This is a genomic window from Acinetobacter sp. RF15B, assembly GCF_007558235.1.
Classification (GTDB): domain Bacteria; phylum Pseudomonadota; class Gammaproteobacteria; order Pseudomonadales; family Moraxellaceae; genus Acinetobacter; species Acinetobacter lwoffii_C.
In genome coordinates this window covers 1-15,752 of record NZ_VLSR01000003.1, presented here as the reverse complement: position 1 = coordinate 15,752, position 15,752 = coordinate 1, and the positions used below count along the sequence as shown (strand labels likewise).

The window sequence follows — 15,752 nt, the reverse complement described above, 5'->3', positions numbered from 1 at the left end:
GCTAAACCGATTCCAATTCATGTGAATAAATTCTAGTAGTTATGTGTCGATTTTAACCAAAATCTGAAAATGATAAAGTCTTAATTGCTTAGGCTATTGAGAATAAGCTCAAGATAAGACCAATTTAAACGATGCAACCTCATATTGATCATCTTTATATAACCGAAATTCGGATCAATTTAGGAATCATAGCAGCCCATAGTTCTACCAATATTAAAACCAACTGCTGTCTACTAAATTTTATATTCTTATAGGCTGAAGCAATTAGGCTTTATTGACAATCTGTCTGTATGTAGACTGCATGTATTTTTATACTGACATGCGCATGAAATATAAAACTTAAACATTCTAAATAATTTATACAGAAGCGCCAGCAAAACGTGCTGTCTAAAAATACATAGATTAACAATTCCACCAATATGGCAAAAACGTATCTTTTAAATACTGACGATGTTGCTGAAATTTTGCATCATGTTGAGCAACCAACTGCCAGAACCTTGAGCTGTGATCGAAATGGTGAGTATGTGCAAGTTCATGCACACTTACATAACGCACAATCTCTTGAGGAAATAACACCAACGCACTGTTGAGCATAATGTCATGTTTGGCTGAACAACTGCCCCAGCGGGTTTTGGGTTGACGAATATGACAGACATTAAAAGACAGCCCGGTTTCCTGAGCGATTTGCACCAAATACCCCGGCAACTGCTCCTTGGCATAGGCGATGACAAATGCCTTTAAATAAGCTTCAGGATTCCGGTCACTGATAGAAAGCTGGAGTTTTTCTGAATCAAAAACAAAATTATTTTTTTGGCTTTGATAACAAACCTGTAGAGCTTGGGCTTGATTAAAAAGTTGCAATTGTGCCGGTAAAGTCTGGTCAATACTTTGTGCTTGTTGCTGCTGAATTTTCCATGTTTTTAATAACCAGGGTTCGGCCTGCTGTAAAAAACCTTGTATTTGCTGCTTACTGCAAGAAACCGGTACCGTCATTTTGATCTGCTGATGCTCTACACGTAAACGTAAACGTCTGGAGCGAGCATTTCGGATGATTTGAATTTCAGGTAGGTCGTTTAGGGTCATTTTTATATTTAATCATTAGGGTCTGTTGACACTGCGCCCATATTTGCGAGGTGAGAGATCTATTTTGCAAGATTTTTTAGCCGAGATAAGGCATGAGCAGGAAACTTAGTCATTCTAAATGCTTTCGTTATCAAACTTGGCAATAGTTTCGCTACTCCCTCCATTTCATGTCTCATCTACTCAGTTTTAGCTTACAGCACAAGCAAGCCATTTATGAAAGATCAACAGATCCTATTTTATTCATTCCTATCAGTCCCCCTTTTTTAATAAAAAGGAAAATTTAAACTTTTAAAAGCCTCGTGGAGCCTGATCAAAATTAAAAACGTTCCCTCCTTTAAAAAGGAGGGTCAGGGAAAACTTCTTAAACCGCAGTGCGTTCTTCAATTCCATGATTGGTTGCGACAATCGCAATATCGGCTTTATTTAATGCAAAAATTCCGTTACAGACAACGCCAGGAATATCGTTGATGGTTCTTTCCAGCTCAAGGGCATTCAAGATATTCAGGTTATAAACATCCAGAATCACATTACCGTTATCAGTCACCACACCTTCACGATAAGCAGGATCTCCCCCCAGGGCAACTAGTTTACGTGCCACAGCCGAACGTGCCATTGGGATCACTTCTACAGGAAGCGGGAAATCACGTCCCAATTGCTCCACCCATTTTGAATCATCAACGATACATACAAATTTTCTTGCAATAGAGGCAACAATTTTTTCACGTGTTAGCGCAGCGCCCCCACCTTTGATCATGTGCATATGACGGTCAATTTCATCGGCACCATCTACATAAGCATCTAAACTACCAACGCTGTTCATATCGACCACGTCTATACCCAGCTTTTTCAGACGTTCTGCTGTGGCTTCTGAGCTTGCCACTGCTGCTTCCAGCTGAAGCTCTGGCAAAAGATCAATTAAAAAGTTCACGGTACTGCCTGTACCAATGCCTAAAATGCCCCCTTTTGGTAAGTGTTTTAAAGCTGCTTTGGCCGCAGCCTGTTTTTTCTCATCTTGGGTTGCATATAGACTCATGACATCACTCAACTATTTTGGACTTTTGCAGCATTTTTAAACCGAAAAGCCGTATGGTTTGTTACAATAAGCGCCTATTTTAAACTGTTAGATGGAAAATTAACATGCTGTCTCGTTTGGTTCGACAAATTTTACAAGCAACGGTCTACGATGTTGCAATCGAAACTCCACTCGAAGCAGCGCCACGAATTAGCGAACGACTCAATAACAACATTCGTTTTAAGCGTGAAGATTTACAACCGGTTTTTTCATTCAAGCTACGCGGTGCCTATAACCGTATTAGTCAATTACCGAAATCCCAGCTCGAACGTGGTGTTATTACGGCTTCCGCAGGCAACCATGCACAAGGCGTGGCACTGTCTGGTAAAAAGTTAGGGATTCGCGCCATTATTGTGATGCCGAAAACCACACCGGATATCAAAGTACAAGCCGTTAAACGTCTGGGTGGTGAAGTGGTTTTACATGGTGATTCATTTGATGTCGCCAACAAGTATGCAATTCAGCGTGCGCAAGATGATGGCATGACCTTCATTCCGCCTTATGACGATGAGCTGGTGATGGCAGGTCAAGGTACGATTGCCAATGAAATCCTGCGTCAATGGCGTGATGTAGATTATGTATTTGTTGCGGTTGGCGGTGGCGGCCTGATTGCCGGGATTGCAGCCTATCTGGGAGATGTGGCGCCACATGTCAAAGTCATTCCAGTGGAATATGATGAATCTGCCTGCCTAAAAGCTGCTTTAGAAGCAAATGAGCGTGTGACCCTTCCATCTGTCGGTTTATTTGCAGATGGAACGGCAGTGGCTCAAATTGGTGAAAAACCATTTGAAGTGATTCGCCTGCAAAAATCAGACAACTCAGGCCCGATCGTCGAGCCGAATGTAGTACTGGTCAATACTGACGAAATCTGTGCTGCAATTAAAGATACATATGACGAGTGCCGCAGCATTGTTGAGCCATCAGGTGCGATGGCGCTGGCAGGTATTAAAAAATACGTTGAAAAACATAAAATTACCGATAAAAATATGGTGTCGATTATCTGCGGCGCCAACATGAACTTTGATCGTTTACGTTATATTGCAGAGCGCACTGAACTTGGCGAGCGTAAAGAAGCCATTTTTGCTGTGACCATTCCTGAAGAAAAAGGCTCATTTCTGAAATTCTGCCGCGCCCTGCAAGGTCGTAATATTACGGAATTTAACTACCGTGCCAGTGATGCTTCTGCGGCACAGGTTTTTGTCGGCATCAGTTTAAAGAATGGCGAAAAAGAGCGTCAGGAAATTTATGAAAACCTTAAGTTTCATTATGATGTTGACGACCTGTCCGATGATGAAGTCGCAAAACTGCATATCCGTTATTTAATCGGTGGTCATGCCGATATTGAAAATGAACGCTTATTCCGCGTGGAGTTCCCGGAGCGTCCAGGCGCATTGCTAACGTTCCTGGAGCGTCTGGGTCCTACCCATAACATTACCCTGTTCCACTACCGCAACCACGGCGCAGCAGAAGGTCGTGTGCTGGTGGGCCTGGAAGCTGAAGATGCACAGCAAAATCCGGACGGTCTGGTTGAAACTCTGGAAAGCATTAGCTATCCATACGATGAGATTACCAATAATCTGGGTTATCAGCGTTTCCTGAAATAAAGAGCAGATCATCAAACCGTCTGAACAGGCGGTTTTTTATTGCCTGGATTTTCTGAAAAAAGGCCACAAATACAGGATTTATGTAATAGTAGATAGCTGATTATTCTAAAAATCTTTAAGATATTAAGCAGATTAGATTTGAATAAAAAGTTAGGAACATTTCCATGGCATTATTTGCAGTCATTGGACTCGGCAGCTTTGGTGCAACGGTTGCAACTCAGCTAATTGAGCTGAAACATGAAGTAATTGGCATCGATCTGAATAAAAAATATGTTGAAAATATCTCTGACCAGCTGACACATGCGGTGATTGCCGATGCAACCGATGAACATGTCCTGGATGAGCTGGATGTCAAGCGTTGTGAAGCTGTAGTGGTGGCGATTGGTGAAGATATTGAGGCCAGCATTCTTTGTGTGCTACACCTGAAAAACATGGGCGTTAAAAAAATATGGGTCAAAGCCAAATCCAAGGCTCATCATATGATTCTGACCCATCTGAATGTCGATAAAATTATTCATCCTGAAGAAGATATGGGCGTACGTGTTGCCCAGTCTCTGAGCTATCCAATGGTCAGCCGCTATATGGCGCTGGAAGATGATCATTATATTGTCAAAGTCGAAATCCATGCCGACCATCATGGCATGCCGCTACGTAAATTGATGAACCATGTGCCTGAAATTAAAACCCTGCTACTTAAACGTGGTAGCCGCATAGACGACAGCCCTGCTCCGGATATGCTGCTTCAAGAGGGCGACATTCTGGTCATTGAGGGTCTGCTTGAACCTTTACGCCGTCTTTCCAAATATTTTAAACGCTTATGAAAACACCAGACCTTAGTTCACATCACACGGTAAATCTTAGTCCGCCCGCCCTTCTGGCTTTGGGTTTTCTCGGGCTGATTTTTATCGGTTCTTTGCTGCTGATGCTGCCGATTGCCCATCAACAGGAGATTAGCTGGCTGGATGCTATTTTTACCGCCACTTCTGCCGTCACCATTACTGGCCTGTCAGTCGTAAACGTCGGAGAAGCGTATACGATGTTTGGCCAAATCATCATTATGTTCTTGTTGCAATGTGGTGGTCTGGGCTTTATGACTTTTGCAATTCTTGCGGTCATGAGTCTGGTGCCAGGAATGGGCTTAAAACAGCAGGTCATGGCTCAGGAATCCATAGGACAAACCAGCTTAAAAAAAGTCAGCTTTACCATTAAGGCGGTTTTTTTATATTCATTATTTTTTGAAGCTATTGGCACCATGATTTTAACCCTGGCCTGGCTGCAAGATTATCCCTTGGGTGACGCTTTATTTTATGCAGCATTTTATAGCGTTTCTGCCTTCAATAATGGTGGATTTTCTTTATTTCCCAATAGTTTAATGAGTTTTTCCGGGCAATATCTGGTGACCTTTACCATTAGCATGCTGTACATCATCGGCGGGATCGGCTTTTTGGTGCTGATGGATGTAAAAAAACATAAACGCTGGTCCAGGCTCAGCACCAATAGCAAACTGATTCTCTCTACCATTCTGGGTTTGAACTTAGGCGCTTTTATTCTGCTCTGGATTTTAGAAGCGTCGAATCCGCAAACCCTTGGAATCCTGAGTCTCGGCGATCAAGCCTTAAATGCCTGGTTTCATGCCACCGTCCCGCGTTCTTCAGGGTTTAACAGTCTGCCTTTAGATCAGATGACAGATGCTTCGACACTGGTCACCATGATCCTGATGTTTATTGGCGGAGGATCTTTAAGTACCGCAGGTGGCATCAAAGTCGGTACTTTTATTATTGTATTGATCAGCGTGATCAGTTTTTTACGCCGCGAAGATGAAATTCGCCTGTTTAATCACTCCATTTCCGAAACAACCACCTTTAAAGCTTTGGCAGTGGTCTGTATTACCGCTGGACTGATCATTATGGGCTTTATGAGTTTACTGATTCTTGAACCTGATCATGAGTTTCTAGATTTGTTATTTGAGACAGTTTCAGCAGCCTGCACCGTCGGCTTGTCACGAGGCGTAACCGAAGAGCTGCAACCTGCCAGTTTGATCATATTAATGCTCTTGATGTACGCCGGTCGTTTGGGTCCCTTAACACTAGCCTACTTTATTGCAACCCCGAAAAAAAGCCGCCTGAAGCATCCTCCGACAGAAATTCAGATTGGATAATTTTTAATTTGAAACACATAAATAGCCGATAAAAAAACCACGCCAAAGCATGGTTTTTTTATTCGAGGTGTTTTAATACCAGTTCAGTAAAGATACACCCAAACCGACATAAGTCGCGCGGTGATTATAATCAATCAGACTCTCGCCATAACCATCAAAAAGCTGGAACTGTCCACGCAAACGACCACTAATCGGGAATGACCAGTCAAACTGTACGGCGCCACGACTTTCATCCCCACCTTTCAGTGTATGTCTCAACATTAATGAAAAATCATGTTCCTTGTGACGATAAAATGCTGTCAGATCCCCCCGACCAATATAGTTTTTGATTTCAGGATTGTTATCATCCTCCCGCTTCTCTTCAATTCGATACCAGGGGCGAACCATCAGGGCAAAATTGTCTTTTTCAAAACCAAGATTCAATATAACCCGGTTCCAGCTACGTGAAAGCGGATCTGAACGGCCATTGGACTGATGGTTAAGCGTCAGACCAAGTAAACGCCAATTTAAACCGAACAAGTCATAATTCGTACGGAAGATCAGGCTGGCTTCAGGTTCATAATTGGTTTCACGAAACGGCCGGGATTCGTCCGAATTATAGACCTGCCAGCGTGAAGACTGAGTATAACCTAACCAGAGATCACCATTATTACCGAGAATATTTTCCACGGCCTTGGTTTTCAAAGACAACTGAAATTTTGCTTCAGTTGAAGTAAGATTCTGTTTCTCTGTCTCGGTATTGTTCGGGTTTTCACTTTGCGGGAATTCATTTTTTTTCGATGTCCAGAAACCTGGCATCAAATATAGCGGTTGGTAGGAGCGGATGTTCCATGTACCCAGTTTACTCTCTGGTGAAAGCTCCCAACGGCTATCCATTAAAGACTCAGTTGGAGTCAGTCTTGGCCTCTCAGAAGTATAGATATTAGAAAAAATATCTGCACTTTTTGCTTTCAGGCTATCGGCTGTGGGCCTAAGTTCCTGGGCAGCACGCTGTTCAGAAACAGTTTCAGGCTGATTACTGCCCGATGCTTTAAATAAAGTATCGTAACAAGCCAGTCGCTCCGCACTCACTTCCAGTGCTGCACAGGCTTCGGCGGTTGCGGGCGTAGGACTATTGACCAGCACCGGATTTTCCGCATTCGCGTGCGTCCCAACCGCGCAGCCCAGCAAAACGCTCAGCTGCAAAGTTGAGCGCTTAACTGAATTAAGCGCCATCCTTTTTCCTCATTCTTCTATTTATTGAACTTGTTGAATACTAAAACCCAGCTGCTCCAATGCTTCCCGTTTTGCAACAGGTGCAATCACTGCTTTAGATGCTTGCTGCTCAACCAAATAAGTTTGTGCAACACGTTTCAGGTCATCCAGCGTGACATTCAGTAAACGCTCACGCAGCTGTTTGCGAAATGCCGGGGTACGCTGATGCAGATAGGCATAGCATGCAGTAATCGCTTCGCCTGCTGGTGAACCCGGCTTATCCATGCTGGCAATCAGGCCCAAAATGGCTTCTTCCAACTGATGCGGTTGTTGGGGAGCATTCAGCAACCACTGAATACTGGCCTCAAAATCCTGAAAAGTTTCTGCCAGACGTGGATCACGGTAGCTATAGAAACGGAATGAACAGGCATTGCCATCATAGCTGGCACCGCCACCATACGCCCCACCTTTTTCACGTATCGCGCTGTGCAGGAAACCATTACGTAAATAACCTGCCAGCACCATCAGTGCTGCAGCATCTGGATGTGATACCTCCACTGCAGGATAGGCTGCTGCACAGAACTGAACATTGGTCTGAATCAACCAGGCTTCATCATGATCATGATTGGCTTTCTCAACCTGTGTCAGCTCAACAGGTGCGTTATTAACTTCCAGCTTGTCCCAGACATGTTGAATTTCTTCAATCAGGCGCTCAGCATGTGGCTCTTCACATACCAGCAGGAACTGCTTAGGTGCTTGCAGCAGGATGTTATGAATACGTTTTAACTCTTCAATCAGCGCATCATACGCAGCCGGGTCTTGTTCAATCTGATTCACCAGATGGATCAGCCAGTTTAAAGCCCCCAAACCGGTATTATGATAATCACGTAAAGCTAAAGCACTGTGCTGACGCGAAGCGGCTTGCATGGCATAGCTGTGACCAGAACCGGAAATGCGTGACTGCCAGCGTGTTTTACGCTGTTGCAACAGTTCAACAATACGCGCTTTTTCGTCAAAACGTAGCTGCTCGAAACCGATCTTTAATAGACGGATTGCATCCAGATGCGTTGTCAGGGATTTGGTGGTGAGTGTGAGCCAAGCACTAATCTTGTGCTTGTCATCGACTTTAGAGCGTAGTGAAGCCCCCATTCCCAAGCCACCACTTACTGCAGTTTGTAGTTGCTGGAATTCAAGATAGTCGTATTCGCCTGCACCCACTTCACCCATCAAAATAGACAGCAAGTTGAAATACGGCGATTGCACCACTTCATCCGGAATTTTAACCAGTACCTGCTGATAATAAATCCCGTTGGTACCCGCATGATAAAGATTAAGCGGGGTATCTACGCGGTTACAGATAATTTCACGTAACTGGCCCTGCACAATCTGCAACTCGGCAGGAACATCTTCCAGGCCAACTTTAGGTAACAGTTCCAAATCATCCGGAGTATCCTGACGTACTTTTAGTGCTTCAGTCTGAGCAATAATTTCAGCTTTCTGCTCTTCGGTCAGTGTTTTTGCAATTTCAGCCAGACGTGCTTTTTCAGCTTCTGCTTCTTTGGCCGATTTGCTTGCATCTGGAACCAGCGTGAGCTGTACACGATGCGGATTATCCAGTAAATGTTCTTTAATCAGATTCGACAGCCACATCGGATCTTGCAGCTCGTCCTTAACCGCCGCAATGGCAGAATCTACATCCCAGACTTCAACCGGATCACGATGATGAATTGCACTGCCCAATCCACTTAGAATCAGGCTTAATCCGTATGGCGTACCGTCACCATTGATTTCACGTTGATGCAGCTCGATTTGATGCAAGATTGCATCAACAGCCTGTTGATCGACAGGTTTGGAAGCTACCTCTTCAAGTATCTTGAATACACCATTTTTAAACTCTTCTGCATGTTCAGGGTTAGAACCTTGAACTGCACAATAGAAGGTCATTTCAAAGTTAGAATCATCTACGCCCAAAAATGGACCAGTCGACTGGGCATAGCCACAGGTTTCCAGATAGTGACGCAGTGGTGAGGCTGAATCTTCTAACAAGATGCCTTCTACCAGACGCATTCCCAGACGTAATTTGATTTCACTGGCTTCAGGCAATAACCAGGATAAAACATGATAGGTTTTATCTTTCAGATCTTCGGCATCTACAGCATAGGTATCTGTTACGGCAATTGGCGCGGTCAAACGTGTTACCGGCGTAGAATACAGTGTTTCGCCTTTTTCAAATTTGAACAATGCCAGATTTTCAAACTGCTCCTGAAGTTCAAAAGCTGATTTATTACCAAAGGTCATAAATACTGCATTACTTGGGTGATAATGTGATTTATAGAAATCCACCAGTTCTTCATAGCTGAGGTCTGGAATATCTTTAGGATCACCGCCCGAATTATAATGATAGGTCGTATCCGGGAATAAATAATGCGCCAAAGTATGATAAAGCTGATCTGAAGGCGAGCTCATCGCCCCTTTCATTTCATTAAAAACCACACCTTTATAGACCGGTTCGCCATTTTCAAACTCGATACGAATCCCTTCCTGAGCAAAATCCAGCGGATTCAGGTTCGCAGCAAACGCTGCATCCATATACACTTCCAGCAGGTTCTGGAAATCCTTGCTGTTCTGGGTTGCAAACGGATAAGCGGTCCAGTCCGCTGCCGTAAATGCGTTCATGAACGTATTCAGTGAACGGCGAATCATCAGGAAAAATGGATCGCGCACGGGGAATTTTTCTGAGCCACATAATGCAGTATGCTCCAGAATATGCGCTTCTCCCTTGGAATCCATGGGCTGGGTGCGAAAAGCCACCAGAAAGACATTTTCATCATGATTGGTCGCCAAATGATAATGGGTGGCGCCAGTCACTTTATGCTTATATTCAGACACAGCAATGTCTAAAGCTTCAACATGTTGTTGACGTACCAACTGAAACGCAGGATGTACAGTTTGAGAAATGGTTTCAGTGACATCTACAGTCATGCGATCTCCTAATATTTAAATTAAAAATAACTGATCGCATTATAGCTGTAGTTGTTTAAATTATTCACTGAGAAATCCAATGATTTTGATCGAATTCAGTAAACTTGATTATTTAAAATGATAAATCATCAAATTCACTTGAATCAGACTCTTAAATCATCTGAGGATACTGATCGAAGTTCTAGATCAGGTATTTGAAGTAGTTATAGTTTGGATGACTTTCTACAAAAACATAGTTCTGTTTCTGATAAAAGCTCGCAGCCTGTTTAATATCGGTATGCAAGCAAAGTGCTGAATAATGCGGACGTGCCAGCTGTTCCAGATAAACAAGAAGCTGTTTGCCGACCCCATGCTGGCGATATTTTGGATGTACATAGAAGCGGCGCACACGGCCAATGCGCTCCTCAACACCATTATCACCCCATTGCTGATTGAGGCCCCCGCAGGCAATCAGTCTGTCACCGTCATAAGCACCCACCAAAAACTCGTTGGCATGGCTAAAGCAGTTTTTCCCCGTACGATATTCTTCAATCAACTTGTCAATTAATTCGTAACCTTCCTTACGCGCGAGTATGGCCAGTTTTTCAATCTGATCCGGTAGTTCTTTAGCAGTTACAATCTTAATTTCCATATATGCACACTATTTGAAATTGTGGTGAGGAGATACGCTTGCAGAACTTGATGCAAAGCCTCTTACCTTATAAATAAAACAAGACTCTCAAATCAATGGCTGTACAACTCATTGCATAAAAATAGTTCAGAAACTCGACCAAAGATAATCCAGAATGAATTGTATTATATAAATTTTCTTTGAAAAAAGTTCAGCAAACTACAGCAATCCCGAGTGATGGTGTAAACTTACGACTTTCATTTTTTAATGTGATCTTAGAATATGGCAACTGTTGATCTTTTTGCAATTGGAAATGCGCTGATTGACCAAGAATTTAAAGTTTCTGATGAATTTTTAACTGCACAGCATTTGCAAAAAGGCACCATGCAACTTGCAGATGGTGAAACTCAGGCAAGCCTCTATCAAAACCTAAGAGATACTCAAATTTATAAAGGTCAGGCATCTGGCGGTTCTGCTGCCAATACCACGGTGGCTTTTGCTGCACTGGGGAGTCCGGCATTTTATGCTTGCCGCGTCGGAAATGATGATTTAGGACATATTTATCTAAACGGTTTAAATGAAGCCGGCATTCAAACTACGCCTAAATCGATCAGTCAAGGTGTAACAGGTACCTGTATGGTGCTGGTCAGCCCGGATTCTGAACGTACCATGCATACTTATCTGGGAATTACAGCTGAACTGACCGATGCACAGATTGACTTTGAGCCATTAACTACAGCGAAATGGCTGTATATCGAAGGCTATTTATCCACTTCAGACACTGCACGTCAGGCAGTAAAACAGGCACGTGAGATTGCGAAAGCCAATGGCGTTAAAATCGCCTTGACGCTCTCTGACCCGGCTATGGTGCAATATGCGCGTACCGGTCTGGATGAAATGATTGCCGAAGGTGTCGATCTTTTATTCTGTAATGAACAAGAAGCATTGATGTATACCCATACTGACACCATTGATGCTGCTTTAGCGAAATTAAAAACTCTAAGTCAATCCGTTATCATTACATTGGCATCCAAAGGTGCGCTTATTTCAAACAACAGAGAGACCTTTACTGTACCAGGTCGCGCCATTCAGGCAGTAGATACCAATGGTGCAGGTGATGCCTTTGCAGGCGCTTTCCTGTATGCCTTAAATGCCAATCTTGGTTTTAAGACGGCTGCAGAACTGGCGGTTTTAATTTCAAGTAAAGTGGTTTCCCAGTTTGGTCCACGTCTGGCGGTTGCAGACTATGCAGCCTTATTAGAAAATTTCCAGAAGGAATGTGCTTAATGTATAAAATTTGCTTGACTGAAGACATCCCGGAGCGCGAAGCACGCTCTTTTGAGACTCCGAATGGCGATACGATTTTCATCACCCAGCGTGATGGTGCATTCTATGCCTATCAGAACGTCTGTCCGCACTTGCAGGTAGAACTGGAGTTTCTGGAAAACCAGTTCCTGGATCGTGATCAGGAATTCATTGAATGCTCTACCCACGGTGCACTGTTCATGGTTGAAAGCGGTGAATGTATTTCTGGGCCTTGTCAGGGGCAATCACTTGAAAAAGTAGAGATTACCGTGCATTCTGATGGCGGGATTTATCTTACAGAATAAGACTTAATGGATTTTGCCATGCCAGCTTTTTTGCTCGACTATAACCTCATGCCTTTTCATTTGAGTTTGGTCTTGATCTTTGTGTTTGGCATGGCAAAAACTTCTGCTTTTTATTTTGGGCTTCAATACAGAAAACTCTTTAAATGCATTCCGTCTTATGACTTCGCTTATCTTGATGTCCTGAATGTCAAATTTTCTAAAACCCTGATCATCCTTTTCTTTTTGATGAATTTTAGCTTTTCCGGCTATTTACTGCAATTCCTGATCTATTCTCAGGAAATGGAATTCTTGCCAGCTTATTATCTGATTTTACCGGCTTTAATTAGTGCCAGCTTTTTTACTGTGTTTATGATCCATTGTCTGGATCAGGTGATTCCCCCAAAATACAAAAAAAATCATGTCAATCTACTTGGACGACTCGCAACCATTTCAAGTGGTAATGCACGTCCGGGTTTTTCAGCCCAAGCCCGGGTACGTGACGAATATGGCCAGATCCACTATGTACAGGTTGAACCTGAATTTGGTGAACTGGAATTTCAGTCCCAGATTATTTTAATTCGTGTAAGAAAATCACATTATATTGCCAAAAAAATCTGTCAGTCGAATCAGCTGTTTAGTCTGAATCTGGACTAAATCACTTTAAAACTTTAGGGTGGGTTGAGATTTGTAGTAGGTAATTTGTGCTATAAAGACTGCCAAATATAAGCTAAAACTACTGCACTCTGACAATTACGTTTTAGCTTGTCATATCGGGTAGAAAGTCTTCATTTTACATTCGCTATTTCTTTAAGTAATAAATTTCAACACACCCTAATGATTTCAATTTCTCATAAAAAAATCCCGTCTATGGGCGGGATTTTTTATCTATCTAATTTATTTTTTCAAAAAGCTGGAAACCATATTCATGACATTCTGAATATCTTGATTGGCCTCCTGTGTACTGGTCTGTTCCCCTTGAGGAGTTAACGAGTCAATAATCTGCGGTAAGACCTGGGAAATTGCACTATAAATATCCTGCTTAGGCGCTTGAGTCTGCTGGGCGACGTCTTCAATGTCCTGATCATCAAACAGGCTTTGTACTTGCTGTGGATCGACCTGTACATTTTCGCCTGGAGCTGTAGAGACCCAATCATCGACCTGGCTGTTTAATCCTTGGCCTTTTAACTTGTCCAGCGCTCCCTGCAAACCGCCCTGCTTTTGAATCCAGGCTAGAACCAGCGGTAACACTGCAATCAATAGGCTTTTGGCAGAACTTCCACTCGATTGGGATGTCCGCGTAGCAGATTGATTATTGCCAAACTGACTTAATACTGAACCTAGAATTGCACCCAGACCATTTTGCTGATTTTGAGCCTGATTTGTCTGATTCCCCAATCGCCCCAATACCGACCCTAAAATATCAACCAACCCATCTTGTTGCTGTGATTGCTGCCGAGACTGGGATTGCCCGCCTCCCAGCGCCTGCTTAGCCAGCATTTCGACAATATTACTGAGATTGGTCATATTACTTTCCTACCGATGCGTTCTTTCTTTATTATAGCATACGGCTCTATAAATCCTTGTCTTTCAGTATTTTGTTAATATTTGCAATATTAATCCAACTCTTATCTCATCTTCATGTTACCAACGATATTTATCCCAGTTTTCAGGATTGGCCCAAAACTTTGAATTAAGCCAGTCAGGCACAAGCTTATAAGTCAAAATATTGAATTGCCAAAGCTCAAGACCACCTTCCCCACGCTGATAATTCAATTGGGTTAAACCCAAAGCCCTGAGAAGTTTTTGATCTTGGGTATGGCAGATGACCAGCAAACGCTTGGCAAATAAATCACGCATTTTTACCAAAATTTGACTTTTCTGCTGCTCTAGCAATACCACTATTTCAGGTGCAGCCAGCATCACCACTGCCAGATCATAGCGCTGTTGAAAAGGCAGATTTAAAACCTCAGATACGCTAAAATGGTACCATTGAATGGATTGCTGAAATTGAAGTCGGGTTAAATCCTGCCCAATGCAAATCGCAGTATGAATTGGCTGTTCCTGTGCAAAATCGTCTAGCATAGCAATGATGACATTTTGTTCAGCCATAACTGCACCCCTATGATTTAAGTGAGTAATTTTATGGAATTTCAGGGCATTTGCCAGAAAATGCATGTCGGTCTCAAAGATCTAAATGTAACTGATCAAAATACCCAACGGGCAAATGTTGAATATAAATTAATATTAGATGGATCTCAAATTAACTTCCCGTTTCAATTGGGCCAGGAAATCGAAATTGAATGGACAGGCAATATTTACTGTGTGTCTTGTGGTACTAAAACCTCCAAGTCTTTTTCTCAAGGTCACTGCTTTAAATGCTTTAAAACCAAAGCTTCATGTGATATGTGCATCATGAAGCCAGAAACTTGCCATTATCATTTAGGGACCTGCCGGGAAGATGAATTTGCACAGAATGTCTGCTTTCAGCCTCACATTGTTTATCTGGCAAATTCTAGCGGCTTAAAAGTCGGCATTACCCGCCTTAACCAGATGCCTACCCGCTGGTTAGATCAGGGCGCTACCCAAGCCTTACCGATTATGAAAGTGGGCTCACGCCGTCTTTCCGGTAAACTAGAAGTCATGTTTGGCAGTCAGGTAGCTGACAAAACTGACTGGCGTAAACTTTTAAAAGGTGAAGCTGCGCCGCTTAATCTGCCTGAGGTACGCGAGCAACTGATTGAAGAGTTTGCACCAAAAATTCAGACGATCCGTGAAGAATTTCATCAGAACTTCGAGTTTAATGAAACGATTGAAGTACTTGAAGATGAACCGGCTCGCGAATTCATTTATCCTGTCGAGCAATATCCAGAAAAGATCAAATCCCACAACCTTGACAAGACCCCGGTGATTCGTGGAAAGCTGCAAGGTATTAAGGGTCAATACCTGATTCTGGATACGGGCGTGATCAATATCCGCAAATATACCGGCTATGAACTCATTATTCGGACTGAGTAATGTATTACAAAGGGAGCTTGCTCCCTTTACTTATGATCCAGGTACAGCAGCCTGCTCAAACAGTTATGATTAAATCAACTCCGAAATAGTAAATTGCTGAGCAACATATGAAAAATTCCTCCTAGCTCCATCAAAATTGGCTTAATGATAATCTCTAACATGCCTGATCAGCTTGACTTGGTCTGGTAGTGGGAAAGAGTTTAATACCTGTTTTCAAACAAACTCAAAATAAGATATTTTTTCTTTTGGTTATTAATTTAGACAGGCTTGACTACATACCTCAAGCCATCAAAGGACTATTACTAAGTCTGATTTTTCGTAAGCGTCCGCTGAACACACCTTATGAATTCATCCTATAAGCCTTAATTTAGTCCCCACTTAAAAACAAGTGGGGACTAAAATTTATGACTACAAATCACCAGACATCCATCGCATCTCTTGCGAA

Annotated in this window: 14 protein-coding genes; 7 read left to right on the top strand and 7 right to left on the bottom strand. The window is 42.8% G+C overall.

What is annotated here, in order from left to right:
* Positions 1–402: 402 nt before the first annotated feature.
* Complete coding sequence (locus E2K74_RS02635) at positions 403–1,083, bottom strand: M48 family metallopeptidase (RefSeq protein WP_151206162.1); 681 nt, start codon at positions 1,081–1,083, stop codon at positions 403–405.
* 361 nt (positions 1,084–1,444) lie between these two features.
* On the bottom strand, positions 1,445–2,116 hold the full coding sequence (gene rpiA, locus E2K74_RS02630) for a ribose-5-phosphate isomerase RpiA (protein WP_151206161.1): 672 nt from the start codon (positions 2,114–2,116) through the stop codon (positions 1,445–1,447).
* A 104-nt stretch (positions 2,117–2,220) separates the two neighbouring features.
* Between rpiA and ilvA the strand changes: the two genes are divergently transcribed.
* The 3 genes from ilvA (at position 2,221) to E2K74_RS02615 (ending at position 5,917) form a co-directional block, all read left to right on the top strand.
* Positions 2,221–3,759, top strand: coding sequence for a threonine ammonia-lyase, biosynthetic (gene ilvA / locus E2K74_RS02625; protein WP_151206160.1), 1,539 nt, complete (start codon positions 2,221–2,223; stop codon positions 3,757–3,759).
* A gap of 164 nt (positions 3,760–3,923) precedes the next feature.
* The gene (locus tag E2K74_RS02620) at positions 3,924–4,580 is read left to right on the top strand and encodes a potassium channel family protein (RefSeq protein ID WP_151204991.1); all 657 of its coding nucleotides are present in this window, start codon (positions 3,924–3,926) and stop codon (positions 4,578–4,580) included.
* The gene (locus E2K74_RS02615) at positions 4,577–5,917 is read left to right on the top strand and encodes a TrkH family potassium uptake protein (protein ID WP_151206159.1); all 1,341 of its coding nucleotides are present in this window, start codon (positions 4,577–4,579) and stop codon (positions 5,915–5,917) included. The genes E2K74_RS02620 and E2K74_RS02615 overlap by 4 nt, the downstream gene beginning before the upstream one ends.
* A gap of 72 nt (positions 5,918–5,989) precedes the next feature.
* Here E2K74_RS02615 and E2K74_RS02610 read toward each other — a convergent pair whose 3' ends face one another.
* The 3 genes from E2K74_RS02610 to E2K74_RS02600 form a co-directional block, all read right to left on the bottom strand.
* Positions 5,990–7,132: a phospholipase A gene (locus E2K74_RS02610; protein WP_151206158.1), complete on the bottom strand. Its 1,143-nt coding sequence runs from the start codon at positions 7,130–7,132 to the stop codon at positions 5,990–5,992.
* A gap of 21 nt (positions 7,133–7,153) precedes the next feature.
* Complete coding sequence (locus tag E2K74_RS02605; protein ID WP_151206157.1) at positions 7,154–10,093, bottom strand: insulinase family protein; 2,940 nt, start codon at positions 10,091–10,093, stop codon at positions 7,154–7,156.
* 181 nt (positions 10,094–10,274) lie between these two features.
* Positions 10,275–10,724, bottom strand: a complete 450-nt coding sequence (locus tag E2K74_RS02600; RefSeq protein ID WP_151206156.1) for a GNAT family N-acetyltransferase — start codon at positions 10,722–10,724, stop codon at positions 10,275–10,277.
* 261 nt (positions 10,725–10,985) lie between these two features.
* Between E2K74_RS02600 and E2K74_RS02595 the strand changes: the two genes are divergently transcribed.
* From E2K74_RS02595 to E2K74_RS02585, 3 genes are read left to right on the top strand one after another with little or no spacing between them, the layout of a single operon-like run.
* Positions 10,986–11,990: an adenosine kinase gene (locus tag E2K74_RS02595; protein WP_151206155.1), complete on the top strand. Its 1,005-nt coding sequence runs from the start codon at positions 10,986–10,988 to the stop codon at positions 11,988–11,990.
* Between the two features lie 14 nt (positions 11,991–12,004).
* Complete coding sequence (locus tag E2K74_RS02590; protein ID WP_171478803.1) at positions 12,005–12,313, top strand: Rieske (2Fe-2S) protein; 309 nt, start codon at positions 12,005–12,007, stop codon at positions 12,311–12,313.
* An 18-nt stretch (positions 12,314–12,331) separates the two neighbouring features.
* A complete protein-coding gene (locus E2K74_RS02585; RefSeq protein ID WP_151206154.1) occupies positions 12,332–12,946 on the top strand; it encodes an OB-fold-containig protein in 615 nt (204 codons plus the stop codon).
* 240 nt (positions 12,947–13,186) lie between these two features.
* Here E2K74_RS02585 and E2K74_RS02580 read toward each other — a convergent pair whose 3' ends face one another.
* A complete protein-coding gene (locus E2K74_RS02580) occupies positions 13,187–13,816 on the bottom strand; it encodes a YidB family protein (protein ID WP_151206153.1) in 630 nt (209 codons plus the stop codon).
* A gap of 117 nt (positions 13,817–13,933) precedes the next feature.
* Entirely contained in the window at positions 13,934–14,401 is a 468-nt protein-coding gene (locus E2K74_RS02575) for a DUF6231 family protein (protein ID WP_151206152.1), read from the bottom strand.
* 33 nt (positions 14,402–14,434) lie between these two features.
* Here E2K74_RS02575 and E2K74_RS02570 point away from each other — a divergent pair, with 33 nt between their 5' ends.
* The gene (locus E2K74_RS02570) at positions 14,435–15,307 is read left to right on the top strand and encodes a DUF2797 domain-containing protein (RefSeq protein WP_151206151.1); all 873 of its coding nucleotides are present in this window, start codon (positions 14,435–14,437) and stop codon (positions 15,305–15,307) included.
* The last annotated feature ends 445 nt before the right edge of the window (positions 15,308–15,752 follow it).